Annotated in this window: 29 protein-coding genes and 1 riboswitch; of the genes, 15 read left to right on the forward strand and 14 right to left on the reverse strand. The window is 64.6% G+C overall.

Annotated elements, in window-relative coordinates:
- Window positions 1–16 precede the first annotated feature (16 nt).
- Entirely contained in the window at window positions 17–520 is a 504-nt protein-coding gene (locus AC20117_RS03610; RefSeq protein ID WP_074700952.1) for a tripartite tricarboxylate transporter TctB family protein, read from the reverse strand.
- On the reverse strand, window positions 517–1,533 hold the full coding sequence (locus AC20117_RS03615) for a Bug family tripartite tricarboxylate transporter substrate binding protein (RefSeq protein ID WP_074700951.1): 1,017 nt from the start codon (window positions 1,531–1,533) through the stop codon (window positions 517–519). The genes AC20117_RS03610 and AC20117_RS03615 overlap by 4 nt, the downstream gene beginning before the upstream one ends.
- Window positions 1,534–1,769: 236 nt before the next feature.
- Between AC20117_RS03615 and AC20117_RS03620 the strand changes: the two genes are divergently transcribed.
- Genes AC20117_RS03620 through AC20117_RS03630 form a run of 3 tightly spaced genes read left to right on the forward strand, consistent with a single transcriptional unit; the run spans window position 1,770 to window position 4,322 of the window.
- Window positions 1,770–3,347, forward strand: a complete 1,578-nt coding sequence (locus AC20117_RS03620; RefSeq protein WP_074703242.1) for a sensor histidine kinase — start codon at window positions 1,770–1,772, stop codon at window positions 3,345–3,347.
- On the forward strand, window positions 3,344–4,012 hold the full coding sequence (locus AC20117_RS03625) for a response regulator (RefSeq protein WP_074700950.1): 669 nt from the start codon (window positions 3,344–3,346) through the stop codon (window positions 4,010–4,012). Before AC20117_RS03620 ends, AC20117_RS03625 begins: the two co-directional genes overlap by 4 nt.
- A 16-nt stretch (window positions 4,013–4,028) precedes the next feature.
- On the forward strand, window positions 4,029–4,322 hold the full coding sequence (locus AC20117_RS03630) for a hypothetical protein (RefSeq protein WP_074700949.1): 294 nt from the start codon (window positions 4,029–4,031) through the stop codon (window positions 4,320–4,322).
- Here the strand turns inward: AC20117_RS03630 and AC20117_RS23220 are convergent.
- The 3 genes from AC20117_RS23220 to AC20117_RS03640 all read right to left on the reverse strand — a co-directional run bounded on the left by AC20117_RS23220 (window position 4,209) and on the right by AC20117_RS03640 (window position 7,879).
- The gene (locus AC20117_RS23220; protein ID WP_139186787.1) at window positions 4,209–5,132 is read right to left on the reverse strand and encodes a hypothetical protein; all 924 of its coding nucleotides are present in this window, start codon (window positions 5,130–5,132) and stop codon (window positions 4,209–4,211) included. The two genes, AC20117_RS03630 and AC20117_RS23220, sit on opposite strands and share 114 nt — an antisense overlap.
- A gap of 54 nt (window positions 5,133–5,186) precedes the next feature.
- Complete coding sequence (locus AC20117_RS03635) at window positions 5,187–5,885, reverse strand: dienelactone hydrolase family protein (protein WP_236777429.1); 699 nt, start codon at window positions 5,883–5,885, stop codon at window positions 5,187–5,189.
- A gap of 86 nt (window positions 5,886–5,971) precedes the next feature.
- Window positions 5,972–7,879 (reverse strand): penicillin-binding transpeptidase domain-containing protein, encoded by a 1,908-nt coding sequence (locus tag AC20117_RS03640; RefSeq protein WP_158300429.1) that lies wholly within the window; start codon window positions 7,877–7,879, stop codon window positions 5,972–5,974.
- 220 nt (window positions 7,880–8,099) lie between these two features.
- Here AC20117_RS03640 and AC20117_RS03645 point away from each other — a divergent pair, with 220 nt between their 5' ends.
- Window positions 8,100–8,333: a hypothetical protein gene (locus AC20117_RS03645; protein WP_074700946.1), complete on the forward strand. Its 234-nt coding sequence runs from the start codon at window positions 8,100–8,102 to the stop codon at window positions 8,331–8,333.
- 23 nt (window positions 8,334–8,356) lie between these two features.
- Complete coding sequence (locus AC20117_RS03650) at window positions 8,357–8,989, forward strand: cyclodeaminase/cyclohydrolase family protein (RefSeq protein ID WP_074700945.1); 633 nt, start codon at window positions 8,357–8,359, stop codon at window positions 8,987–8,989.
- A gap of 11 nt (window positions 8,990–9,000) precedes the next feature.
- Here the strand turns inward: AC20117_RS03650 and AC20117_RS03655 are convergent, their stop codons facing one another.
- Together AC20117_RS03655 and AC20117_RS24090 are read right to left on the reverse strand one after the other, a co-directional pair.
- Window positions 9,001–10,146 (reverse strand): N(5)-(carboxyethyl)ornithine synthase, encoded by a 1,146-nt coding sequence (locus AC20117_RS03655; protein ID WP_074700944.1) that lies wholly within the window; start codon window positions 10,144–10,146, stop codon window positions 9,001–9,003.
- On the reverse strand, window positions 10,143–10,277 hold the full coding sequence (locus tag AC20117_RS24090) for a hypothetical protein (RefSeq protein WP_257790778.1): 135 nt from the start codon (window positions 10,275–10,277) through the stop codon (window positions 10,143–10,145). Before AC20117_RS24090 ends, AC20117_RS03655 begins: the two co-directional genes overlap by 4 nt.
- A gap of 356 nt (window positions 10,278–10,633) precedes the next feature.
- Between AC20117_RS24090 and AC20117_RS03660 the strand changes: the two genes are divergently transcribed.
- The 4 genes from AC20117_RS03660 to AC20117_RS03675 all read left to right on the forward strand — a co-directional run bounded on the left by AC20117_RS03660 (window position 10,634) and on the right by AC20117_RS03675 (window position 13,707).
- The gene (locus tag AC20117_RS03660) at window positions 10,634–11,170 is read left to right on the forward strand and encodes an AMIN-like domain-containing (lipo)protein (protein WP_074700943.1); all 537 of its coding nucleotides are present in this window, start codon (window positions 10,634–10,636) and stop codon (window positions 11,168–11,170) included.
- Between the two features lie 226 nt (window positions 11,171–11,396).
- A complete protein-coding gene (locus AC20117_RS03665) occupies window positions 11,397–12,218 on the forward strand; it encodes an amino acid ABC transporter substrate-binding protein (protein WP_074700942.1) in 822 nt (273 codons plus the stop codon).
- A 42-nt stretch (window positions 12,219–12,260) separates the two neighbouring features.
- Window positions 12,261–12,920 carry an amino acid ABC transporter permease gene (locus AC20117_RS03670; RefSeq protein WP_074703241.1) on the forward strand — a complete coding sequence of 220 codons (660 nt, stop codon included), beginning with the start codon at window positions 12,261–12,263 and terminating at the stop codon, window positions 12,918–12,920.
- On the forward strand, window positions 12,907–13,707 hold the full coding sequence (locus AC20117_RS03675; RefSeq protein WP_074700941.1) for an amino acid ABC transporter ATP-binding protein: 801 nt from the start codon (window positions 12,907–12,909) through the stop codon (window positions 13,705–13,707). The genes AC20117_RS03670 and AC20117_RS03675 overlap by 14 nt, the downstream gene beginning before the upstream one ends.
- Before the next feature lie 5 nt (window positions 13,708–13,712).
- Here the strand turns inward: AC20117_RS03675 and AC20117_RS03680 are convergent, their stop codons facing one another.
- Entirely contained in the window at window positions 13,713–14,402 is a 690-nt protein-coding gene (locus AC20117_RS03680) for a hypothetical protein (RefSeq protein ID WP_074703240.1), read from the reverse strand.
- A gap of 381 nt (window positions 14,403–14,783) precedes the next feature.
- Here AC20117_RS03680 and AC20117_RS03685 point away from each other — a divergent pair, with 381 nt between their 5' ends.
- Window positions 14,784–14,990, forward strand: a complete 207-nt coding sequence (locus AC20117_RS03685) for a hypothetical protein (protein ID WP_074700940.1) — start codon at window positions 14,784–14,786, stop codon at window positions 14,988–14,990.
- On the opposite strand, the gene AC20117_RS03690 is transcribed toward AC20117_RS03685, so the two are convergent.
- On the reverse strand, window positions 14,932–16,185 hold the full coding sequence (locus AC20117_RS03690) for a benzoate/H(+) symporter BenE family transporter (protein ID WP_236777430.1): 1,254 nt from the start codon (window positions 16,183–16,185) through the stop codon (window positions 14,932–14,934). The two genes, AC20117_RS03685 and AC20117_RS03690, sit on opposite strands and share 59 nt — an antisense overlap.
- Window positions 16,186–16,348: 163 nt before the next feature.
- On the opposite strand from AC20117_RS03690, the gene AC20117_RS03695 reads away from it, so the two are divergent.
- The gene (locus AC20117_RS03695) at window positions 16,349–16,870 is read left to right on the forward strand and encodes an SRPBCC family protein (RefSeq protein ID WP_074700938.1); all 522 of its coding nucleotides are present in this window, start codon (window positions 16,349–16,351) and stop codon (window positions 16,868–16,870) included.
- A 175-nt stretch (window positions 16,871–17,045) separates the two neighbouring features.
- On the opposite strand, the gene AC20117_RS03700 is transcribed toward AC20117_RS03695, so the two are convergent.
- Window positions 17,046–17,660 (reverse strand): flavodoxin family protein, encoded by a 615-nt coding sequence (locus tag AC20117_RS03700; protein ID WP_074700937.1) that lies wholly within the window; start codon window positions 17,658–17,660, stop codon window positions 17,046–17,048.
- A gap of 264 nt (window positions 17,661–17,924) precedes the next feature.
- On the opposite strand from AC20117_RS03700, the gene AC20117_RS03705 reads away from it, so the two are divergent.
- Window positions 17,925–18,773 carry a prephenate dehydratase gene (locus tag AC20117_RS03705; protein ID WP_074700936.1) on the forward strand — a complete coding sequence of 283 codons (849 nt, stop codon included), beginning with the start codon at window positions 17,925–17,927 and terminating at the stop codon, window positions 18,771–18,773.
- Window positions 18,774–18,813: 40 nt separating this feature from the next.
- Here the strand turns inward: AC20117_RS03705 and AC20117_RS03710 are convergent, their stop codons facing one another.
- Both AC20117_RS03710 and AC20117_RS03715 read right to left on the reverse strand, forming a co-directional pair.
- Complete coding sequence (locus AC20117_RS03710; RefSeq protein ID WP_074700935.1) at window positions 18,814–19,890, reverse strand: ATP-dependent DNA ligase; 1,077 nt, start codon at window positions 19,888–19,890, stop codon at window positions 18,814–18,816.
- A gap of 9 nt (window positions 19,891–19,899) precedes the next feature.
- Window positions 19,900–20,463: a dihydrofolate reductase family protein gene (locus tag AC20117_RS03715; protein WP_074700934.1), complete on the reverse strand. Its 564-nt coding sequence runs from the start codon at window positions 20,461–20,463 to the stop codon at window positions 19,900–19,902.
- A gap of 192 nt (window positions 20,464–20,655) precedes the next feature.
- Between AC20117_RS03715 and AC20117_RS03720 the strand changes: the two genes are divergently transcribed.
- Entirely contained in the window at window positions 20,656–21,642 is a 987-nt protein-coding gene (locus AC20117_RS03720; RefSeq protein ID WP_074700933.1) for an aldo/keto reductase, read from the forward strand.
- 13 nt (window positions 21,643–21,655) lie between these two features.
- Here AC20117_RS03720 and AC20117_RS03725 read toward each other — a convergent pair whose 3' ends face one another.
- Complete coding sequence (locus tag AC20117_RS03725; protein ID WP_083339742.1) at window positions 21,656–22,375, reverse strand: PIG-L deacetylase family protein; 720 nt, start codon at window positions 22,373–22,375, stop codon at window positions 21,656–21,658.
- Between the two features lie 259 nt (window positions 22,376–22,634).
- Between AC20117_RS03725 and AC20117_RS03730 the strand changes: the two genes are divergently transcribed.
- Entirely contained in the window at window positions 22,635–22,883 is a 249-nt protein-coding gene (locus AC20117_RS03730; protein WP_074700931.1) for a hypothetical protein, read from the forward strand.
- 65 nt (window positions 22,884–22,948) lie between these two features.
- A riboswitch (SAM riboswitch) is annotated at window positions 22,949–23,067 on the forward strand.
- Window positions 23,068–23,128: 61 nt separating this feature from the next.
- Window positions 23,129–23,635, forward strand: coding sequence for a flavin reductase family protein (locus tag AC20117_RS03735; RefSeq protein ID WP_074700930.1), 507 nt, complete (start codon window positions 23,129–23,131; stop codon window positions 23,633–23,635).
- Window positions 23,636–23,723: 88 nt separating this feature from the next.
- Here AC20117_RS03735 and AC20117_RS03740 read toward each other — a convergent pair whose 3' ends face one another.
- A complete protein-coding gene (locus AC20117_RS03740) occupies window positions 23,724–24,650 on the reverse strand; it encodes a LysR family transcriptional regulator (RefSeq protein WP_074700929.1) in 927 nt (308 codons plus the stop codon).
- Window positions 24,651–24,733 lie beyond the last annotated feature (83 nt).

A 24,733-nucleotide genomic window follows, 5' to 3' on the forward strand; every position in this document is an offset into this window, starting at 1 on the left:
GGTCGAATGTTTCCACTTAGAGCACTCCTTCCAACAGTCCGGCCGGCAGCATGATGCCCAGGCCAAGGTAGAACCCGTAGAAGGTGCCCAAGGCCATGACCACGGAGATAACGGCGTCACGGACATAGCGGCGGCTGCCGAGCGCCCAGACGCTGCCCCAGAACAGCAGGGTTCCGGAGATAACCCAGCCGACGGTGTCGATCAGGGCAATGTTGAGCACAAACGCGCCCAGCAACGGCAGCACGGTCCGCCAGTCGGTGGGGTGCGTCAGGTCCACGTCTTCGCCTTCCTCGGCTTCGCCGTGGCCGCCGCGCAGCACGTTGATGGCCAGCAGGACGGCACAGACCAGCAGCAGTGCCCCGACGATATACGGCAGGGTCTTCGGGCCGACAGGGTCGGTCTGGGAATACGGGACGTTCAGGGACAGCGCGTCGAGGATGACGATCGCGCCGACCGCCCCGAGCAGGGCAGCGAGGCCCAGCTCGGAGCGGCCTTTCAGCCGGGAAACCAGCTTGTTCACGCAAGCCCCAGTTCGGTCAGGACGTTGGCCACGCGCTCATCCTGTTCCTTCAGGAAGGTGGAGAACTCCTCGCCGGTGGCGAAGGCGTCGGTCCAGCCGTTGGTTTCGAGGGCCTGCTGCCACTCGGGCGTGCCGTGCATCTTTTCCAGGGCGCCGATCCACTTCTGCTTGTCTTCTTCGCTGACTCCCGGAGGGGCAACGATGCCGCGCCAGTTGCTGAAGACCAGGTCAATGTTGGATTCCTGCAGGGTGGGGGCGTCGACGCCCTCGAGGCGCTCTTCGCCGCTGGTGGCCAGGACGCGGATCTCGCCGCTCTTGATCTGGTCGATGTACTCGCCGGCGCCGGAAGCGGCGAAGCCGAGCTTGTTGCCCAGGATGGCCGGGAGCAGGTCGCCGCCGCCGTCGTAGGACACGAAGTTCACGTCCTTCGGGTCAATGCCGACGGCCTGGGCCAGCTGCATCGGCAGCAGGTGGTCGGGGCCGCCCGGCGAGGAGCCGCCACCCACGCTGACCTTGGACGGATCTTCCTTCCAGGCCTTCACCAGATCGTCAATGGTCTTGTAGGGGGAGTCCTTGGAGACCATGATGGCGCCCGGCTCCTGGATCAGGCGTGCCAGCGGCGTGGTCTCGGTCAGCTTGGACTCGGACTCGTTGGTGTAGCTCGCGCCCACCACGCCCAGGCCCATCAGCATGGCCAGGTCGCCGTTGGCTTCTTCGTTGACGGTGCGGGCCAGGCCTACGGTGCCGCCGGCACCGGCCAGGTTGAAGACCTCGATGTTGGAGGCGATGTCGGTTTCCTCCATCACCTTCGCGGCAACGCGGGCGGTGGTGTCGTAGCCGCCGCCCGGCGTGTTGGGAACCATGATGCGCAGGTCGGTGACCGGGCCTTCGGCAGCCGCCGAGGTGCCCGCGGCGTCGCTGCCGCTGCTGGAACCGGTGACACCGCAGCCGGAAGCCGCCAGGGCAATGCCTGCCGCCACGGCGGCCAGTCGGAATGCGTTGAATCGACGCATGGGAATCCTCTTCTCATCAGGAGTACGAATAAGTCCACGGTAGGGCCGGCCGTGATGGCCGTCACGCTTGTGTTCTCAAAGAAAGTTGTGTTCATTGTGGTCACGCTCACATGCCGGAAAAAGGCCGGATAATGGGTATAGTTCACCCGATCAACCGGGGACATGGACCCGGCTCCGAGGTGGAAAGGATCCCAGTGCTCAAGCACGCCGGCAGGCTGACAAGACGACGCCGACGCATCACCCTGGCCGGTCAGTATCTGGTCCTGCAGCTGCTGATTGTGCTGGCCGTGCTTGTCGGCGTCATCGCCATCTCGCTGGCTCAATCCGCGCAGGCTTTTGAACGCGTCGAAGGACGACGGGCCCTCTCCGCCGCCGAAACCCTCGCAGCCATGCCTGCTGTGCGCTCGCTCCTCCCCCGCGCCGAGCCGCGGCTGGGCTCCGCGCTGCCGGCGGTGGCCGAATCCGTCCGGACCGTTTCCGGTTCCACCTTCGCCATTCTAGCCAGGCCGGACCGCACCATCATCACTTCCCCCGATCCCTCCCAGCTGGGCGAGCTCCTGCCCCTGGGCGAGAGCAGCGTGCTGTCCGGGCGGTCCTGGACCGGCGAGGTCAACATGGACGGCACCACCTCGCTGGTGGCACATGTCCCGGTGCTCGACGACGGCGGACAAACGGTGGGAATTGCCGCCGTCGGACGTGAATACCCCTCCATGTGGGAGCGCCTGGGCCAGGCCGGACCCAACCTGCTCACCTATCTGGGTGTCTCGCTTGCCCTCGGCACCGCCGGTTCCCTGCTGCTGGCGCGGCGCGTCAAACGCCAGACTCTGGGCCTGGAGCCTGAGGAGATCGCCGGGCTGGTGGAGCACCGCGAAGCCATGCTGCACGGGGTGAAAGAGGGGGTCATTGCGCTGGACCCGCAGCAGCGGATCACGCTGACCAATGACAGCGCGCGCCAGCTCCTGGGCCTGCCGCTGGACTGCGTTGGCCGCACCCTCGACGAACTGGACCTGATGCCGCAGCTTCGCGAGGTGCTGACCCGCGACCAGGCGGACGCGGACCGGCTGGTCCTGGTTGGCGAGCGCGTGGTGGTCTTCAACCGCATGCCGATGCGTTCCCGCGGCAGGGTGATCGGTTCCGTCACCACCCTGCGCGACCGCACCGAACTCTCCTCGCTGGAGAAGGAGCTCGGCGCCACCCGCACCACCACGGACACCTTGCGCGCGCAGACCCACGAGTTCGCCAACCAGCTGCACACCATCTCCGGCCTAATCCAGCTCGGCGAGTATGACGAAGTGATCAACTTTGTCGACGGCGTCAGCCTCAGCCGCACCCGGCTCTACGATGACGTCACCAGCCGCATCCAGGATCCGGCGGTCGCAGCCCTCCTGATCGCCAAGGCCAGCCTCGCGGCCGAGCGCAATGTTGCGCTGGAACTGGCCGAAGGTTCCGGCCTGGAACGGGCGGACGATGAGCTGTCCCGGGACCTGACTACCGTCGTCGGCAATTTGGTCGACAATGCCCTCGACGCCGTCACGGGCATTCCCGCCGCTAGCGTCCGGATCCTCCTCGAGGACACCGCCGATGAGGTTCTGGTCATGGTGAAGGACTCCGGCCCGGGCGTGGCCGTGCAGTCCCTGGAGGACATCTTCACGCAGGGTTTCACCACCAAAACCTCACAGAACGACGGCGGACGCGGCTTCGGTCTCGCGCTCACCCGGTTAGTATGTCTGAGGCGGAACGGCGAAGTGAGCGTCCACAACGACGGCGGCGCCGTGTTCACCGCCCGCCTCGGAAAGCGGAGCCCACAGTCATGATCAAGGTACTTATTGTCGACGACGACTTCATGGTCGCGAAGGTCCATGCCGGCTTTGTCCGGCAGACGCCCGGATTCGCCGTCGTCGGCGTTGCCCACACGGGAGCCCAGGCACTTGTCGAGGCCCAACGGCTCCAGCCTGATCTTGTCCTGCTGGACATCCACCTCCCCGACATCAGCGGGCTGGACCTGCTGCAGCAGCTTCGCGAAGAGGTGCCCGAGCTGGACGTGCTGGTGATCAGCGCCGCCCGCGAGGTGGACACCGTGCGCCGGGCGCTGCGCGGCGGCATTGTGCACTACCTGATGAAGCCGTTCTCCAACGAGGACCTGCGCGAGCGGCTCGAACACTACCAGCAGGCCTACCGCCCGCTTGCCTCGTCCAAGAGCACCGCCGAGCAAGCGGACGTGAACCGGGTCTTCGGCGTGAGCCGGACCGAGCGGCCGCTGCCCAAGGGGTGCAGCGTCGAGACCCTGCGCCTGGTGGAGCAGCTGCTGCGGGACACCGGAACCGACCTTTCGGCCAGCGAAGCTGCGGACCGGCTGGGCACCTCCCGGGTCAGCGCCCGGCGTTATCTCGAGTACCTCAGCGACGACGGGCGCGTGAAAGTCCAGCTCCGCTACGGCGGGGTCGGCCGCCCCGAACGCCGCTATGTCTGGCGTTCCTGACGGTAAACTTTCGGTCATGACGAGTACCAACACGGTGTTCGGCTGGGCTTTCGGCGACGGTGCCCGAGCCGACGACAAGGACTATCTGGCCAGGCTCCGTCAGGACTCCCTGGAGAACGCGCGGCAGGAAGCAGCCCGGAAGGGAGTGGATGTTGTTCCGGACTCGGCCGACTTCACGCTGGTCTCGGACGAGGATTCACTGATCGATTTGGGTGAAGCCGGGCAGAACCGGATTGTCATGCGCTGCACGGTCGACGTGACGGGCCCGGGTGCCGGACAGCTGCGGGCCGAGGGGCCGATGAACGGCTAAGACGCCGTCATCCGGAGGATCCGGCCGTGGATGCCCCAGATAACGGCAGAAAAAGACTGCCGTTCCCCACGCAACCGCCAGAATGGACAGCCCAACGCTGTCGACGGAACCTGCGCTGGCAGGATAGAGAAGCCAGGTGGCTCCCAGCACCACCGAACTGATCCAGCAGCTTGTGCCGAGCAGCGTACGGCCCGGGGCCCAGAACGTCATGACAAGAACGGCCAGCGACAGGTACAGGCCGAGCGCGGCCTGCACAGGCCAGTGGGTCAGCCCCCAGGTGATGTCGTCTTCGATGCCCGGCGTTTGCGAGAGCTCCACCGCCGCTGCCGCATACGCCCACCAGAACGGAACTCCCACCAAGGCCAGCAGGAGCAGCGGACCGCTGGGATCCAGCCCCGACGTCGTGCGCCGGCGCCGTGGTTGGCGGCTGGGGCTGCCGGGGCTGCCGCCGGAGGTACTTCTTCTGTCGTGCCGCCCGGCAACGGAACTGAGCAAGGTCATGGGGATGAGGATGGCCGCCACTACCAGCGGCGAGGTGTCATGCGTGAAGATCCAGGCCAGCAGCAGTGCCGCCGCGGTGGTCCAGAGCTGGACCAGGGCCGGGCCCGGCTCCTGCGGTCGGGCCGCGATGGCCAGGAAGGCACCGCTGATCACGAAAGTGAAGAGCACGCCCCAGCTGGCCTCCAGTCCCATGACCGCGGCGAAGCCTTCGTTGGCGCTGAAGACCGTGAGCAGATCGACGATCCCGAAGAACGCCACCGCCCAGAACAGCACTGCCAACCCCGCCCAGATACGGGCACCGGCGACCATAGACAAAAGTCTATCGCCGCCGGTGCCTTCAGCGCAGAGATGCTGCGGGTAGAGCTACTTGACGTTGGCCTTCAGGCAGGAAACCGAGCGCTCCCAGGCCAGCTTCGCTTCCTCGGGGCGGTAGTTGCCTTGCGGGTTTTCGTCATTATGGAAGGCGTGCGGGGCGTCGTAGTAGAAGAACTCGACCTTGGCCCCGGACTCGCGGCGGATCTGCTCTTCCTGCGCCCGCGCCTTCTCCGCCGGGTAGGACGAATCCTGCTCCCCGTAGTGCCCCTGCACAACGGCCCGCACTCCGGTGTAGGAGTCCGGCACGGCCTGTCCCACCCCGTAGAACGGCACGGCCGCACCGATCCGGTCGCCCTGTTGCGCGGCGAGCGCCAGGACAAAGCCCCCGCCCATGCAGAAGCCGATGGCTCCCACCGTGGAGCTGGTCACGGCGTCGCTGGCGAGCAGGTAATCCACGGCGCCGGCGAGCAGGCGTGCGCCCTCTTCCTCGGGCAGCTTGGACATCATCTTGCCGGCTTCCTTGCCGTCGTGCGTGATCCAGCCGCCGTAAAGATCGGGGGCCAGCGCGACGAAGCCTTCGGCGGCGAGCCGGTCCGCCACGTCACGGATGTGGTCCGTCAGGCCCCACCACTCCTGGATGACGATGACGCCCGGGCCCTGGCCGGACGCGGGCAGGGCCAGATAGCCGTGTGCTTCTCCGCCTGCCGATGCAAAGCTGACGTTCTGGTGCGGGGTCTTCTCAGCCAAACTTCCTCCTGGTGTCGCATTCATCGAAATGTCGGTTAGTCGATCCACGGTCCAGTGTAGATGTCACTGGATGGAGTTCCGCGGGCTCAGTTTCCCCCAACGGCTTTAAGGAACTCCTCCACCATGGGCGCTCCGGTGACGGCGCCCAGGTCTCCGTCCTCCACGAACACCGCCAGCGCCAGGTCGCCCTGACCGGCGATCACCCACGAGTGGGTCTGCAGCGGGTCCTCGCTGCCGTATTCGGCCGTACCGGTCTTGCCGATCACCGGCGCCCCCGGCAGGTCGGCAAGGTTGGCCAGATAACCATCAACGACGGCGGAGCGCATCATGCCGGTCAGCTGGTCGGCTTCCTCCTGCGTGAGTTTCGGGACGTCAGGCAGCTCCGCCTCGGCGTCGTTTCCCTTGACCAGCTGCGGAACGACAGCCTCCCCCTTGACCACGGACGCCATCATGGTGGTCAGGGCCAGCGGTGAGGTCTGGACGCGGCTCTGGCCGATCATCGATGCGGCATGGGCCGTTCCTTCGGTGTCCTCACGGGGAACGTTCCCCATGAACGCTTCCAGACCAAGGTTGGCGTTCATTCCAATGCCGAGCGCCCCGGCTGCGTCGGCCAGCTCATCCTGAGGCAGGTTCTCATACTGGGAGACGAAAGCGGTGTTGCAGGAATGGGCAATGGCTTCGGTCAGCGTGATCTCGCCCAGGAAAGCTGCCGGGTAACCGTCGGCATTTTCAAAGGTGCGCCCATCGGCGACGAATTCCGCCTCGCAGGTCACGGAGGATTCCGGCGTCATGCCCTGGCGAAGCAACCCCAGGGCCGTGGCGATCTTGAACGTGGATCCAGGCGCGTACTGGCCCAGGAAGGCGGTATTGTAACCGTTGCTGTCCGGACCATTGGCCGCGGCGAGGATCTCGCCGGTGGACGGGCGCATGGCCACAATGGAACTGGGCGATTCGATGTCAGCCAGCACTTCCTCCGCCGCCCGCTGCATGTCCGGCTCCAGGCTGATCTGGACGTCCTGCCCGTTCTCGGGCTCAATGCTGAACAGCTCCCGCGGTTCCGCGGCTTGGGTCTCGGCGGCGCCCTGCTCGCCGTCGTTCTCTTCAGTGGCTGGGACGGCGGAAATCGTCAGGCCCGGCGTGCCCGACAGGTCATCGTTGTAGGCGGCCTGCAGCCCGGAAGTGCCCACCGTCTCGCCGGGGACGATCTTGCCTTCGGACTTTTCGATGTCCTCGGCCGTAGCTTCGCGGACAGTGCCCAGCACTGCCGCCGCGAATTCGCGCGAGGGCGCCAGCGGCAGCTCGTCTTCGAGGACGGCCGAACCGTCAATGGAGTCCAGCCGGTTTTGGTCCAGATCTTCGAAGGCGGCCTCACGGAGGGTGATGGCATCCACGAACGCCTCCGGCCCGTAGGACTCGACCTTCGACTGGTAGTCGCCGGCGTCGATGTCCACCAGTTCGGCCAGCTGCTGCGCGGAGGCCTTCGCCTCGGCAGCGCTCAGCCCGGACTTGTCGATGCCGACCACCCGGACCGGCCGCTCGGTCACCAAGGGTTCGCCGTCTGCATCGAGAATGTCGCCGCGCTCAGGTTCGGCGGTAGTCTTCGCCAGCCGCTCGCCTTCCGCCAGGGACGGTTCCACGATGGTCGGTGACCACACGACCTGCCAGCTATCGTCCGCGTGGGCGAGCTCCGCCGTCGTTGTATAGGTCCATTTTTTCTCGGAGTCCGGGATGGTCCATTCGTAGGACAGCGTGGCGGTGGTGCGGCTGTCCTGGACCTCGCCCACCTCGGCCACGGAGACCTCAGGCATCAGCGGATCCATGCCTTCCAGAACGCCGGCCAGCTGCGCCTGAACATCCGCCCCGGTGGCGCCGGAGAAGGCGATGCTCTCCACGTTCTTTCCGCTCAGGCCCTCCGCGAGTGCGGCGGCCGTGCTCTGCGCCTCGTCCTTGCTGGGGGCGCAGGCGACCGCCGTGCCGACCAGCAATAGTGCCAATACTGTTCCGAGCAAGCGCCGCAGCATGTTCCCCCTGTTGTCCGGTGACCTTTAGCGAACTTATAATCGCGCGGCGGATATGTCGAGTGCGCGGGAAAGTTATGGGGATCCGGTCGGTTATTGACGGGGTTGGCGGTTGGTGCTGACCTTTGGGCCCGGAGTTACTAAGCTGGCTGAGTAATGCCACGGGATGTGGCCATCCGACCGAAGGGAAGCAGCCATGACTGAACAGAATCTCCCCGACCCCGACCTCAACGTCCAAGGGGAAGATCCTGTTATCCCCGACGAAGGCGTGGATGCTGTCCCGCCGGAGCTGGTGGAAGGCGGCATCGACACCAAGGAAGAGGGCACGGTGGATGAAACCGTGTCGGACGAAATGGACAGCTACGACCGGACCGGAGGCGACAAGGGCGCGCCCTTAAGCGAATTCGATCCCGGAAACTCCGAGCAGTAGCCTGCGTCGGGAAGCCCGGCCAAATGATCCGTGACGAGAAGATCCGTGGATTCCTCGACCGCCTTGCCTCCGGCGAACCCACGCCGGGAGGCGGCGCGGCCGGGGCGCTGCAGGCTGCGCAAGGCGCCGCATTGCTGTCCATGGCGGCGAACTTCACCACCGGCCCAGAGTACGCCGAGCATGCGGAGCGCACCGCGCGGATCCTCGCTGCTGCGCGGGATCTGATTCCGGCGGCCTTGGAACTGGCGGACGCGGACGAAGAGTCCTTCCACACGGTGGCGGATGCCTACGGACTCCCGGACGGGACCGATGAGGAATCACAGACCCGGACCCGGACTGTGCAGGAATCGTTGGCCCAGGCCGCCGAGCCACCCCGCAAACTGGTCGAGCTCGCCGGGGAGATCCTTCGTCTGGGGCAGGAACTGGCCGGCTTTTCCAACCCGAACGTCCTCAGCGACATCGGAGCCGCCGCCGAGGCCGCCCGCGCTGCCGCTTCCTCCGGCCGCGTGACATTGGAGATCAACATCGCCGATCTCAAAGACCAGCAAACCCTGACGGCGCTTCAGCCCGCGGTGGCCGAAGCCGGGCGGATCATCAACGGCTGCGAGGAGCTCTCGGCCCGCATCCGCCATCTCATCAACGGCAGCGACCGCTGACCGCTGCCGGTCTAGCGGTGCGGGTACTGCGCTGACCGGTCCTGGAAGGCAAGAATGGCAGGATTGCGGATCACGCCGTCGCGAATCTCGATGGCGCGGTTGATGACCGCGTCCTCATCCCAGCCCGAGGGACCCGCCATGACGGTGCCGAGGAACGGCAGGACTGCCTGGCTGATCTCCCACGTGGCCGAATTCCACAGATAGGACGGGCTGTGGTCTACACCGTAGTAGTTGATGTGGTCCCCGACTTCGAACATCGGCGAGGTAAACGTCGTCGGACGCGCCCAGCTGAACCCCATGCCCTCGTCGCAGGAGACGTCCACAATCAGGCTCCCCGGCTGGAAGGCGTCCAGATCCTCGGTCCGCAGGTAGGTCAGCGGCGCGTTGGGATCCTGCAGCGTGCAGTTGACGACAATGTCGTTCTCGGCCAGGAACGGCGCCAGCGGCATCCGGCCCCGCGGCGTGATCACGTGGCTCAGGAACGGCGCAGTCTGATCCTGATCGAACTGGACGATGTCAACCGAGTGGATCGGCGAGCCGACGGCGGCGACGCTGCGGCTGGTGAGCACCTGCACGCCGTGCACGCCGTGGGCATTGAGGGCGGTGACGGCGCCGCGGGCTGTGGCACCGAATCCAATAACGACGGCGCGCAGCCTTCGTCCATAGTCGCCGGTGGACCCGGTCAGCTGAAGCGCATGAAGGACCGAACTGTATCCGGCCAGTTCGTTGTTCTTATGGAAAACGTGCAGGCCGAACCCACCATCGCTGGTCCAGTGGTTCATCGCTTCGAAAGCGATGAGAGTCAGGCGTTTGTCGATGGCAAGCTGGGTGACGGCGCGGTCCTGGACGCAATGGGGCCAGCCCCACAGGATCTGGCCATCGCGCAGTTCGGCGAGGTCTTCGGGCTGGGGCTTCGGCAGCATGATCACGTCCGATGACTCAACGAGCTCAGAGCGCGCGGCGATGCGGCCTACCAGCGGCTCCAGTTGCGCGTCGGAGAGTCCGAACTGCTCGCCGTAGCCGTGCTCCAAGGTAATTCTGCTTCTGAGGGCAGGGTCAATCTGCTCAAAGTGAAGGGGATGGATCGGCAGTCGCCGCTCGTCGGGCTTGCGAGTGGTCGACGGGATTCCCAGGCTCAGCTGGCTCACGGCGCTCAGTTTTTCTTGGCCTTGGTGAGCTTTTCCAGTTCGGATGCAGCGGCGGCGCCGGCCTTCTTGTCAGTGCGCTTTTGCTTGATCGATTTGGCGGGCTTTTTGGACATGGACTGTCGCGGGGACTTGTCTGCCATTGGGGGATTCCTTAATTGGAGCCGCAATGGCTCCGAGGTTCTGAGACTACACCACGCTTTTTAGCGTGAATCATTGATCGATTCACTGCGGAGCGGGCGAATCCGAAGGGCCGATGGCAGTCTCGCGCTGCCCCGTTGAGGGTGAACTGACCCGTAATCCGCTGTGACCGGCCATTGCGAAACGGCTACAAAGAGGCCCCTCGCACGAGGGTGAAACCTGACTTCCACACCCGGTTTGAAGTACTTCTGAAATATCCCGTGACGGTTCGGAATCAGTATGGAACGACAGGGATTAAACGGCTGGATCCGGTCATATTCTGAGAGCATCATTCGCGCAATTTGAAAGGCATTCAGCCATGAAAAAACTGCATGCGTGGCTCGCGGTCATTATGTTGATCGTTGGACTGGGACTTGTCGCACCCAGCGCAGCCACTGCAGCACCTTACTGCGGCATCTCTTGGGGATCACTCGCTAAAACGTCTTCGGCCACGACCTACGGGCACCTGACCAATGTCAGGGCAGGCAAGCACGCTTGCTTCGACCGCCTGGTGTTCGATATCAAGGGCAAGCGCTCCGGATACGTCGTCAGCTACGACCAGGTTTACACCGAAGGTAAGGGGGACCGTGTTCACCTTCGCGGCACGGACCTGCGCATCATTGTCAAAGCTCCCGCCTATAGCAACGGCAAGGCAACCTACAATCCGCGCAACAAGTCCAACATCGTCAATGTCAAGGACTTCCGGACCTTCCGCCAGGTAGCGTGGGCCGGCAGTTTCGAGGGCCAGACGACCATCGGGCTCGGCGTCCGGGCACGGCTGCCGTTCCGGGCCTTCACCCTGAACGGGCCAGGCTCCCAGTCAAGGCTGGTGATCGATGTCGCCCACCGTTGGTAGGCACTTAAGAAACTAATCATTCCCAGCTATAACGAACGCGGTGTCCCCGCAGGTGGCCATGCAAGCGCACGGTCCACCTGACGGGGACACCGTCGTTCCTGCTGTTGGCCAGCCATGACACATTTCGGAATATTGGCTCTACCCATCGACGTTGTACGTGCTACCGTTCAGCGTTCCCGGCCACCAACCGACAGCGCCACCGACATCTTCTCAAAGGGGTCCCACCATGATTCGTCGCCGCCTCTCCCTGCTTGGCGCCTCCGCCGCGATTGCTCTCGCCGTTGTCGGTTGCGGATCTTCCACGCCCGCCGAACCCGGCGCAACCTCGGCGGACGCCGGCCCCACAACCCTGCAGGAAATCCAGGATGCGGGCGTCATCACGGTTGGCACCGAGGGAACCTACAAGCCGTTCTCCTTCCACGAGAACGGTGCCGGAGAACTGACCGGGTTCGACGTCGAAATCATCACTGCCGTGGCCGACAAGCTCGGCGTGGAAGCCCAGTTCGAAGAGACCCAGTGGGACGCGATCTTCGCAGGTTTGGAAGCCGGCCGGTTCGATGTCATCGCCAACCAGGTTTCCATCAACGAGGAACGCCAGGCCAAGTACGACTTCTCCGACCCCTACACGGTGAGCACGGGCGTGCTCGTGACCAAGGCGGACAACTCCGAGATCACCTCCTTCGATGACCTCGAGGGCAAGACGACGGCGCAGTCCCTGACCAGCAACTGGTACACGCTCGCGCAGGAATCCGGCGCGAATGTGGAGGCCGTTGAAGGCTGGGCGCAGTCCGTGACGCTGCTCGAGCAGGGCCGGGTGGACGCGACCATCAATGACAAGCTGACCTACCTGGACTACCAGAACACCAGCAACAACGAGAACATCAAGATCGCCGCCGAAACCGAGGAAGAGTCCCTGAGCGCGCTGGCGTTCAAGAAGGGCAGCACCGAACTGGTCGACGCGGTGAACACCGCTCTCGAGGAACTGCGCGCCGAGGGCAAGCTGACGGAAATCTCCGAGAAGTACTTCGGCGAGGACGTTACGCAATAACGACGGCGGCAGCAGCCCAGGCGCTAGCCTAGCCGTATGGACATTGATTGGGACCTCGTTGCCAGTTCGTTCTGGCCGATGGTCCAAGGCGGCATCCGGGGAACCATCCCGCTCTCCTTGGCATCCTTCTTCCTGGGGCTGGTCCTCGCGCTGATCGTCGCATTGATGCGGCTGAGCGGAAACAAGGTCATTTCGGCGATCGCCCGCGGGTACGTGTCCGTCATCCGCGGCACGCCCTTGCTGGTGCAGCTGTTCGTGATCTTCTACGGCCTGCCCTCCATAGGCGTGGTCATCGATCCGTGGCCCAGTGCCATCATCGCGTTCTCGCTTAACGTCGGCGGCTACGCGGCGGAAGTGATCCGCGCAGCCATCCTGTCCGTGCCGAAGGGCCAGTGGGAGGCCGGGCACACCATCGGGATGTCGCCGGTGACCACGCTGCGCCGGATCATCCTGCCGCAGGCCGCTCGGGTGTCCGTACCGCCGCTGTCCAACACGTTCATTTCGCTGGTCAAGGACACCTCGCTGGCCTCGCTGATCCTGGTTACCGAGCTGTTCCGCCAAGCGCAGGAGATCGCCGCATTCAGCCAGGAATTCATGGTGCTCTATGTCGAAGCCGCCGTCATCTATTGGGTATTCTGCCTGATCCTCTCCAGCGGGCAGTCACAATTGGAAAAGAGGCTGGACCGCTATGTCGCCCACTGATCCCCTGGCCCCGCGCGGAACGGTACCTGCGCACGAGCCCGTATTGACCGTGTCCAGCCTGCGCAAGTCCTTCGGCGCGAACCACGTGCTCAAATCCATCGATCTGTCCGTCCGGCAGGGCGAGGTGCTGGCCCTTATCGGACCGTCCGGTTCCGGTAAGACCACGGTGCTGCGCTGCCTGAACGGCTTGGAAACGCCCGACGGCGGAGTGGTCGCCTTCCGCGGTATCCACCCGGTGGATTTCGCCTCACCGCCATCCAAGAAGCAGCTCGCCTCCCTGCGGGACCAGAGCGCGATGGTCTTCCAGCACTACAACCTCTTTCCGCATAAGACGGTGCTGGAAAATGTGATCGAAGGTCCTGTCCAGGTGCAGAAGCGGCGCAAGTCCGAGGCCGCCAGCGAGGCGTCAAACCTGCTGGAACGCGTGGGGCTGGCGGACAAGAAAGACCAGTACCCGCACGAGCTTTCCGGCGGCCAGCAGCAACGGGTCGGCATTGTCCGTGCGCTGGCACTGAAACCCTCACTCCTGCTCTTCGACGAGCCGACCTCGGCACTGGACCCCGAACTGGTCGGCGACGTCCTCCACGTGATCAAGGAACTGGCTGAGGAAGGCTGGACCATGGCGCTGGTCACGCACGAACTCGCTTTTGCGCGAGAGGTAGCCAGCGAAGTGGTCTTCATGGATGGCGGCGTGGTGGTGGAACGTGGCCATCCGGACCAGGTGCTGCGCGATCCGCAGGAAGAACGCACCCAACAGTTCGTGCACCGGCTGCTCAACCCGTTCTAGGTCAGCTATCTCCCGAGGCCCTCTTTATCCACATTCCGGTGGAAACGCATTCCCGCGAGGCCGCCCAGGATCGCCCCAGCAAGCGTAACGGCCAAGATCACCAGCAGCGTAATGACGGCACTCAGGGTCATCTGGTCGGTTCCCATCGGGATGCGCGGGAAGGCGTTCATGTTCGCAACAATGTTGAACTGGTTTCCTGCCACTGCTCCGGCCACAGCAACGATTATCGCGATGACCACGGCCCAGATCCATACCGCAATGCCCTGCTTCATTCCGTTGAAGCGCGCCATCCTGCCGGCGACGTAACCTCCGCAGTAATAGGCGATGAAAAGAATCACAGCCAGCACTATGGCTCCCACGATTCCCGCCGTCGCCGCATCCTGCGCCGCCGCGCCTGCTGCCTCGTCCGGGCTCAATCCGGTATTCGCGCCGATCGCGACCCCGACTGCGCTGACTAAGGCGATCAGCAGCACCGCAGCGCCGGTCGCCGTCAGCCAGCCGAAGAAGGCCGAGCCAATCTTGACGCCGCCGTACTTCTCCTTCTCCCGGCCGACAACCGTGCGCCGGTCCTCCCGCCCGTCGACGCGGGCTGGTTCCGCACCGTCCCCCGGTCCGCGGTCCACCGATTCACGGGATGAGGACCCGCTGTCCGGCCGGTCGTAATCCGGCCCGATCGCTTCGTGTCTTGCATTCATGATGACGATTCCTTCCACCCGCCACTGCTCCGCGGTGCCCGAAAAAGCACCGCGAACAACACGGATAGTAAGTAGTCTTATTTGTTAAGTGAATCACTGCCTATATCACTGCGCAAGTGCGATGGAAACCCCTACAGGACGCGGCGGGCTAGCCATCGTGGAAAAAACAGCTAGAATCGTTGTCGATTACAACTAAGTAATATCTGAGCCGCATTCTGTCATCCTTCGTCTCACTGGCAGAGTGGGCACACCTGGGTCCGGCCGTTCCCCACAGCCCGGAACCAGGTTCCCGGGGAGTCCCGGCCGCCTCGGCCCCAACCGAGGAACCGGAACTCAAAAAAGCCCCGCAGCAGCGGGGGGACGAAAGATTGACTCAGCACTATGACCTCATTGACACATAAGAAGATCACCGCCACCTCTGTGGACGAAGCAGACAACCTGCTCGACGCGGTTGTGGACGAGCTCCAGCAACTGGCCGGCCAGGACGGCATCCACGGCATCCTGGTTACCAAGACCGGCCCCGGTCAGTTCACGGTTGAGTTGAGCGAAGAGGTGCCGTTCGGCGTGACCGAGGAAGCCATCGCTTAGTCCGCTTCAACAGGACATGGACCACCAGCCCTGCCAGCAGCGCCCAGAATGCGGCACCGATACCGGCGAAGCCAACGCCCGAGGCGGCAATCACGAAAGTGACCAATGCTGCCTCCCGTCCATCGGCGTCGGAAATCATCGTGGACACCGAAGAGCCAAGCACGCCCAGTAAGGCCAGGGCGGCTATCGTTTCCATGATCCCGTCCGGACCGAGCACCACCAGCGCCGCCACCCCCGTACTCAGGAGACCGAATACCAGATAGGTGACGCCTGCAATCCGGGCTGCGCGCCAGCGCCGGGACGGATCGGAATGCACCTCGTCATTGGCGGCCAGGGCGCCGGAGATCGCTGCCAGATTCACGGAATGCCCGCCGAACGGCGCCGCGAGCAAGGTCAGCGCGCCGGTCAGCACCATCGAGAACCGCCACGGGACCCGGTAGCCGAAACTGCCCATAACCACCACTCCGGGCACGTTCTGCGAAGCCATCGTGACAATGAACAGCGGCACGGCCAGAGCGGCGGCGGGCAGCAGCTCCAGCGACGGCGCCGCCAGACTGACCTGGGGCAGCAAATTTTCCCAGTGCAGCTCCCGCATTCCCGGGCTGGCGGCAATGACCGCAAACCCCACGAGCACGACGGCGGGTGTGGCCCATTTGCTCCACCAGCGCATCCCCAGCACCCAGACCAGCACGAGCGGCAGAAGCAGCCCCGGATTCGCGCCGGCGAGCCCCACCGCATCGAGGCAGATGGACAGGATGATTCCCGCCAGCATGCCCGAGGCTACTCCGGATGGAATCAGCTCGATCAACCTGCCCAGCGGGCGGATGACTCCGGCGAGAACCACCAGGACGCCCACCATGGCAAAGGCCGCGACAGCCGTCGGCCACCCGCCGGGAAGGACCCCGGTCGAGGCCAGCAGCGCAGCTCCCGGCGTTGACCACGCCAGGGTCAGCGGCATCCGGTAGCGCTGGGCCAGTATCAGCATCCCGATCCCCTGCAACACGCACAGCGCCAACAAGCCGGAAGCCGCTTGTGCCGGCGTCGCGCCAACCCCGCGAAGCCCTGTCAGGACCACTGCAAAGGAACTGGTAAAACCGACGACGGCGGTGACGATGCCGGCGGACAATGTTGCATCATGCGCGAGCACCGGTGCTGGTTGCGCGGCAACCTCTGGTTCATCTTGTTTGCTGGCCACAGCCAGAGGCTAGCATTTACGCCGGAAACAAAATCAGTCAGCAAACTTAGTTTCCCATTGTGGCGAACCACCCCCTTGTGTAGCGTGATGATGAGTGGCCACTAGCTGGTCCGCGACGGCGGACATTTTGCACTCAAGGCACTCAAGCCAAAGGAGCACAATCATGGAAACGGTAGAAGAGACCATTGATGTAGGCGTCCCGGTAAGCACGGCTTACAACCAATGGACACAGTTTGAGTCCTTTCCGAACTTCATGTCCGGGGTTGAGTCCGTAACCCAGCTGACCAACACGACGAACCACTGGATCACCAAAATCGGCGGCGTGGAACGCGAGTTCGACACCGAGATTGTGGAGCAGCACCCGGACCAGCGCATTGCCTGGCGCAGCCTGGACGGCAAGTCCCATGCCGGGGCCGTGACCTTCGAGCGGCTCGGAGCGGACAGTACCAAGGTCGCAGTCCGCTTCGAATGGGACCCGGAGACCTTCACCGAAAAGGCCGGCGCCAAGCTTGGGATCGACAGCCTCCAGGTGAAGTCGGATCTGAAGAAGTTCAAGGAGTTCGTCGAAAACAGAGGCGCCGAGACGGGCGCATGGCGCGGCAATGTTGATGACACTGCTGCGGGCAGCGCCGGCCAGGCTGCCGCAAACATGGACGAGGACCTGCCGCCCGGCCGCCCGGTCTAAACCGTCCGCTGAAACTCGGACACTGCGGCACTCAGGCAGTTGCCAGCTTCTTCAGGGGTAATTTTCAAAGTGGCGTCGTAGTGTTTTAGACACCTCATCAAAGGTGCGAGTGAACAAGACACCGGCTGGTCCTAGAGCCTCCCCCAACCTCCTGGACCGGCCGGTGTCGTTCGTTTTAGCCCGTGGGGTAGGGCATTTTCTTCAGGCTCGCTGCCAGATGCACGGCGTTGCGGGCGGACGTCGCCGTCGTCGTTGCTGTTACCTCCGGCGTTTCGGGCAGGTCCTGGAAATCGGTGCCGTGCATGGCCTCCCCGACCCAGTAGGTGGATCCCTGTGCCGGAATACTGAAACCGACGTCGCCCAAGCCTTGGTAAAGCTCGGCGGTGACATGATGGGCGCCATCTTCATTTCCGACGACGGCGACCAGCGCCACCTTGTCATACATGCTTGGCCGGCTCTGGCCATCCGTCTCGGAAAGCTCCGCATCGAGGCGCTCCAGAACCTTTTGCGCAAGACTTGCCGGATGCCCCAGCCAGATCGGCGTGGCCAGCACCAGGATGTCCGATCCGAGAATCTGCTCCCGGATCCGGGGCCACTCGTCGCCGTCGCCCATGTCGGTCTGGACACCGGGCTTGATGTCGTGGTCCACGACCCGGATCAGATCGCACTCCACGCCTTGGGAACCGAGTTGCTGGATGACTTGGCGGGCCAGCAGCTCGCTGCTCGAGGGCTTGGGCGACGGTGTCAGGGTGCAGACCAGGGCAAGGGCTTTGAGCTTCACATCATCCATGGGGCCATTCTGCCGACGATGCTGGCGGGCGGCCACCCCGAACGGCACATTCGCTTTCAGGTTATTCACAGGCTGCTCCGGGTTTACTTCCATGTACAAGGCCTAGTGTTGAAAACACCTCATAGGTGCGAGTGATTACGGCACCGGCGGTCGGAGTTTCCCCCAACCTCCCGATCCGCCGGTGCCTTCTCTTTTGTCACGTTCGTTAAACGCGGGAGCAGACGCGAAAGCATCCGCCGGAGCGGGCGATGCGATAATTCAGCCATGACTGATGCAATCGCCTACCAGGGTGAACCCGGCTCCAACTCCCATATAGCGTGTACCGAAGTGCGCCCCGACTGGGAGGCTGTGCCGTGCGCCAGCTTCGAGGATGCCTTTGCCCAAGTCACCAGTGGCCAGGCAAAGCTGGCTATGATTCCCATTGACAACTCGATCGCCGGGCGCGTTGCCGACATCCATGCGATGCTCCCCAACACCACACTGCAGATTATCGAGGAACACTTCCTGCGCATCAGGTTCAGCCTGCTGGGCATCCCCGGCACCAGCATTGACCAGGCGAAGGAAGTCCACAGCCACATTCATGCGCTGGGGCAGTGCCGCAAGCTCATCCGCGAGCTCGGACTGAAGCCTGTCATCGCCGGCGACACTGCCGGGTCTGCCCGCGAGGTCAGCGAATGGCAGGATCCGGCCAAGGTTTCCCTCGCACCGCCGATGGCAGCCGAACTCTACGGACTCGATGTGCTCGCCCATGATGCCGAGGACGATCCCACGAACACCACGCGCTTCGTGGTGCTGGCGGACAAGCAGCCGATCCCCAGCCGCGAAGAGCTCGCGGGCCCGGCGGTGACGAGCTTCGTCTTCCGCGTCCGGAACGTTCCGTCAGCCCTTTACAAGGCGCTGGGCGGCTTCGCCACTAACGGCATCAACATGACCCGGCTGGAAAGCTACATGGTCGGCGGCGAGTTCGCGGCCACGATGTTCATGGTGGATGTGGAAGGCCACCCCGAAGACACGGCGATGATCCACGCCTTTGAGGAACTGGACTTCTTCACCACCGAAATCCGGATCCTCGGCGTCTATCCGGCGCATCCCTTCCGGCGCAAGACCGCCTAGGAAATGGCGCCCGGGCCGCGGCCGGCGGCCGCGACCCAGATCAGCCGTTCCCGGGATTGAGTACTTCATCCAGGTTGAACTTCACCGGTTCTTCCAGCTGCTCGTAGGTGCAGGACCGGGGATCCCGGTCCGGCCGCCAGCGGGCGAACTGGGTGGTGTGGCGGAACCGTTCGCCCTCCATGTGGTCATACTTCACTTCGACCACGCGCTCCGGGCGCAGCGGCGTAAAAGACAGGTCCTTGCCCCCGCTCCACCGGCTGCCTTCGGAATTGCGCGGGGTCCGGGTGCCCTCTTCTTGCTTCGCCCACGCCCACGGATGGTCATCGAAGGTAGTAACCAGCGGCTGCAGTTCCTCGAACAGCTCCTGGCGCCGCTGCATCGAAAACGAACCGGCCACGCCCACATTGGCGAGTTCACCGTCGTCGTTATAGAGCCCGAGCAGCAGGGAGCCGATCCGGTCCGGGCCGCTTTTGTGCACCCGGTAGCCAGCGAGCACGCAGTCCACCGTGCGCTCGTGTTTGATCTTGAACATTGCCCGCTTGTTCGGCTGGTACAGGCCGTCCAGCGGCTTGGCGATCACGCCGTCGAGCCCGGCGCCTTCAAACTCATGGAACCAGCGCACGGCCACGCCGTGGTCCGCCGTGGCATTCGTCAGATGGATCGGCGGCTGCGCGTGGGCGAGGGCCTTTGCCAGGCGGGCACGCCGCTCGGCAAAGGGCTCGCCGGTCAGGTCCTCATCGCCCAGGGCCAGCAGGTCGAAGGCGACGAACTTGGCCGGCGTCTGCTCGGCGAGAAGCTTCACCCGGCTGGCCGCGGGATGGATCCGCTGCTGCAGGGCCTCGAAGTCCAGCCGGTCCCCCGAAGCTCCGACCAGGACGATTTCGCCGTCGACCACGCACCGTTCCGGCAGGTTCTTCTTGACCGCTTCGATGATTTCGGGAAAGTAGCGGTTCATCGGCTTTTCGTTGCGGCTGCCGATTTCGACGTCGTCCCCGTCGCGGAAGATGATCGATCTGAACCCGTCCCATTTGGGTTCGAAGCTCATGTCGCCGTCGGGAATCTCGCTGAGGGGCTTCGCCAGCATCGGGGCGACCGGGGGCATTACCGGAAGTTTCATGCGTCTCTCCTACCGGACGGTATAGCGGACAGCGACACCGCCGGGCTCCAGGACCTCGGCGCTGTGCGGGACAAACTTTTCCCCGGCGGCCGACGGCGGATACGCCGGCAGCCCTTCGCCGAGCACGGTGGGCAGCATGTGCAGGTACAGCTCGTCCACCAGTTCCTTGCGGAACAGCAGCCGTGTCAGCGTCAGCGAACCCCAGACGATGACGTCACCGCTCTCGGTGTCTTTGAGTTCGTGGATCCGGGCGGGAATGTTGTCGCCGATGACCTGCGCCTCGCCGTCGCCCCAGGGAGCCCGTTGCAGAGTTCTGGACACCACGTGCTTAGGCAGCCGGTTGATTGGCTCCGCGATGGGCTCCTGCCTCGGATCAGCGCCGGGCCAGTAAGCGGCGAACATCGAGTAGGTCACCCGGCCGAGCAGGATGGCGGAGCAGCCTTCGAGCAGGCGGGCGTTGGCATCCATAATGGACGTCCAGCCGCGGATCTGGTCCATAAACCGCAGGCCGCCGTCGGGCTCGGCCGCGTAGCCGTCCATCGTGGTGAACTGCTGGATGATGAGCCTGCCCATGGTGGTCCTTCCTGCGCAGCCAGGCCACCGTCGTCCGCTGGCCGAATAGAAGTATCCCTCCATCACGTTAGTGTCCGCGGCCCGATTTGGACAGGGTCTTACCGCCCAGGCCTTCTGCGGGCTGCGGGCCGCTCGTGCTAAGAAAGTAAGGACAGTTCCGGACAGAACAGCCCCAATCGACAGGACTCAACAGTGCAATCTCGCCGCATCGGCACCCAGGAAGTCGGCAGCATCGGTCTGGGCTGCATGAATCTCAGCCACGCCTACGGAACCCCGCCCTCGCGGGAAGCTGCCGCCGATTTGCTCCGGCATGCGCTGGACAGCGGAGTCGTCCACTTTGATACTGCGGCGCTGTACGGGGCCACGGCCAACGAGACACTGGTCGGCGAGGTACTCGGTTCCCGGCGCGACGAATTCTTCCTGGCCAGCAAATGCGGCATGACCAGTGTTGACGGCAAACGTGTGATCGACGGCCGGCCGGAAACGCTCAAAACCACGTGCGAAGAGGCGTTGCGCCGGCTCCGCACAGACCACATCGACCTCTACTACCTGCACCGCTGGGACCAGGACATTCCGATCGAAGACAGCGTGGGCGCCCTGGCCGAACTGGTCCAGGAAGGCAAGATCGGCGGGATCGGTCTGTCCGAGGTTTCGGCGGCGACGCTGCGGCGGGCAAATGCCGTCCACCCTATTGCCGCGCTCCAGACCGAGTACTCGCTCTGGAGCCGCAATCCCGAGCTCGGCGCGCTGGCCACGTGCGCCGAACTCGGCACGGCCTTCGTCGCGTTCAGCCCGCTGGGCCGCGGCTTCCTCACCGGGAAGATCCGCGACGTCGCAGCGCTGCCCGAATCGGATATCCGCCGGGCGATGCCGCGCTTCTCCGCCGCGAACTACCCGCGGAACCTTGAGCTCGTGGATCAGTTCGCGGGCCTGGCCAAGGAAGCCGGCTGTACTCCGGCGCAGCTGGCCATCGCATGGCTGCTGCATCAGGGCGAGCACGTCATCGCGCTCCCGGGAACCACCAGCGTTCCCCACCTGGACGAGGACCTGGCGGCCGACGCCGTCGTCCTTAGTGAGGAGGTGCTCAAGCGCGCGGACACGCTGATTAACGAGCAGACCGTGCACGGCCCGCGCTACACTCCGGCCATGCAGGCGGACGTCGATACCGAAGAGTTCTGAACCGCAGGCCGGGTTAGAACCGGTACAGCTCGAACCCGACCCTCCGGGCAGAGGCTTCGGGACCACCGGTGGTCAGCTCTATCTGGCGCCGGGCCTGGACCTCAACGGGCTCTGGGCTCAGTGCCTGCAGATAGCGCCGGTGTTCGCTCAGGGACCGGACGGCCCGTTCAATGCTGTCCTCGTCGACGTCCAGCCAGTGCGTGGGGTGCATGGAACACACGCCCACCCAGCGCACGCCGGCATGCGGCGGCAGACCTTCGGCGCTGAGCTCGGGGAAGATCCACTCGTTAGCCGCGTCCGCCACCGCGTCCATGACGGCTGTTCCCAGATGGCGGTGGTCGGGCGAATTCCAGCTGCCCGGCCCCCAGGTCTGGCCGAAGTTCAGGGTAATGATGCCGTCCGGCCGGTGCCGGCGGATCGCGCGGGCGATATCCAGCCGCAGACCGGGAGTGTTCTCGATCCTGCCGTCCGCGTAGTCGAGAAACTCCAGGTCTTCGACGCCGACGTGCCCGCAGGCCCGGCGCTGCTCCTCGGCCCGGATCACCGCCGACTCTTGGGGATCGAGCCCGGCAATGCCCGCTTCGCCCCGCGTCGCCAACACGTAACCGATGCTCTTGCCCGCCGTGGTCCACTGGGCCACGGCCGCTGCGGCTCCGTACTCCGGATCATCCGGGTGGGCCATAACCAACAGCGCCCGCTGCCAATCGGCCGGCATTTCCGACGACGATTCCATAGCTGCCTCCCCCGTTCACAGGCCCTGCACTGGCCCGATGGCTGTTGTTTCACCCAGCGTAGCCGGGGCGGCACGGCCGGCCACTTGATAACGGCGCCATGTCGGGCCAACGGCGAGAATCTCTTTCCCATTACGGTCATTGTCGTCAGTGCGCCGCGTCCCTACCATGGAAGAACCTCAATACCTGTCCCTGCGGGACTCAGCCACGAACCACAGCTTTGCCTTCATCCGCGCACTTCTCCCGCCCCAAGGATCTGCCGTGAAAAATCTGCCCCGCCGACTGGCCATGCGAACCCTGGCCGCCCTTGACCTGCACTGCGCCCGTTGCGATTCGATAGGCGAACACCGCCTGGACAAGCACCTGGGCAGAGCCGGAGCTCCGGCTTCCCCGATCGTCCGGGCGAGACAGTACGTGCTGGTCTGCGCCGCCTGCGGCGTCGCCCAGGAACTGACGGAGCAGCAAAAGAGATCAGTCCTGCACTACACGGCCCACCCCCTGACGGCCTGACCGCGCGTTACCTACTATTGCCTTGGCTTGACCGGCGGCCGGTCAAGCTCTTAGCGTGATAGCTGAATCATGAGCGCCAACATCAAGCCCTGGCTTGTTGGCCGGCAACCCTCTCGTGCGTAGCGGGGTGCTCCAGGTGATGATTCGGCCGTACCGAAGAACAGCGGTTCGGCAAGTACCGCGTATCCGCCCCGCGTCTTGAACCCGGGCCAGCGGATCCGCCTGATGGCAAAGGAATGCCCGCGATGCCCCTGACTGACGACCTGCAGCCCGACACCCTCCGCAACGCCTTCGGCCGCTTCCCTTCCGGCGTCGCCGCGTTGTGTGCTCTGGTCGATGGCGAGCCGCAGGGAATCGTGGCTTCTTCCTTCACCGTCGGCGTCTCCATGGACCCACCGCTGGTGATGTTCGCAGTGCAGAACACCTCCCGCACCTGGCCGGTTGTCCGCCAGGCCGGCCGGATCGGCGTGTCGATCCTCGGTACCGGGCACGACGGCGTCTGCCGCCAGATCGCCTCGAAGACCGGTGACCGCTTCGCCGGCCTGCCCCTGCACTCCACGGACGAAGGCGCCCTCTTCCTCGAGGATGCCGCGCTGTGGCTGGAGTGCTCCGTGGAGCAGGAAGTCCCAGCCGGCGACCACCACGTGGTGCTACTGCGCGTCCATGGCCTCTCCACGCACGATGGCGCCCACGAACCGCTGGTCTTCCACGGCTCCGCGTTCCGTCGGCTCGAACAGCCCGCCTACATCTGAGGAAACCGCGGCAAAATAACGACGGCGGCTGCTTCGGTTCAGGGACCGGCCGCGGATCGCACCGAACAGCAGCGTTGCCAGGTCGGGTCTAATCGGCGGCGTCGGCGGATGGGTCGTCCAGGTTCCCGTCCAGCAGGCTCAGAAGCTTCAGAACCGCCGGGTTGGTATTGTTCTCGTTCCACGCAACTTCGAGGTCCACGCGGTTCAGCGCTTGGGTACCGTGGGAGCCCTCGATCTCGCGGAACCGTACCCCCGGCGGCGAAAACGCCCGCGTCGACGCCGGAACCAGTGTCACGCCCAAGCCCGCTTCCACGAAGGCCAACAGTGCCGGGACCTGGCTGGCGTACTGGGTGATCCGGGGCTCCGCGCCTGCGCTGGCAAACAGCCGCAGCACCAGGTCGTGGAAGTAACGGGCCTCGCTGGTCGAGTACATCATGAGGGGTTCACCGCTCAGGGCCTGCAGCGGCAAGGACTCCCTCTCCTCCAGCAGCGGGCTCTCCGCGGGCAAGGCAATCACCAGTCGGTCCTGCATCACCGGCCGGTACTTAATGCCCGGCCGGGCAACGATGGGCCGCAGCAGCCCGATGTCTACAGTGCCTTTCACCAGCCCGTCCATCTGGTCCGTGGAAACCAGTTCGCGCAGCAGCAGGGAGACGCCTGGCTGTTCACTGGCGGAGCGCCTCAGGAGCCGAGGCAGCGCACTCTGGCCTGCGATGGCGGTGTAGCCAATAGTGACGGCGCCGGCGTCCCCTGTTGCCACGCGCTGGACGTCCAGCTGCGTTTTGATGGACAGGTCAAGGATCTGGCGGGCGCTGGGCAGCAGCGTCCGTCCCGCAGCCGTCAGCTCGACTCTGCGGCTGGTGCGGTCGAAGAGCTGGGCATGCAGTTCCTTTTCCAATAGCTGGATCTGCCGGCTCAGCGGCGGCTGCGTCATGTTGAGCCGCTCGGCTGCCGCGCCAAAGTGCAGCTCTTCAGCTACCGCGACAAAGGACTCCAGCTGGATCAGCGTAAACATCAATGCGCTCCTTGTATTGTTCTGTGCCTATTTTAGCTTGGACGCGCATCGACGAGGGCGCTTATCGTCAGAGGAGTGCAGGC

It is taken from the genome of Arthrobacter crystallopoietes (genome assembly GCF_002849715.1).
In the GTDB taxonomy this organism is placed as follows: domain Bacteria; phylum Actinomycetota; class Actinomycetes; order Actinomycetales; family Micrococcaceae; genus Crystallibacter; species Crystallibacter crystallopoietes.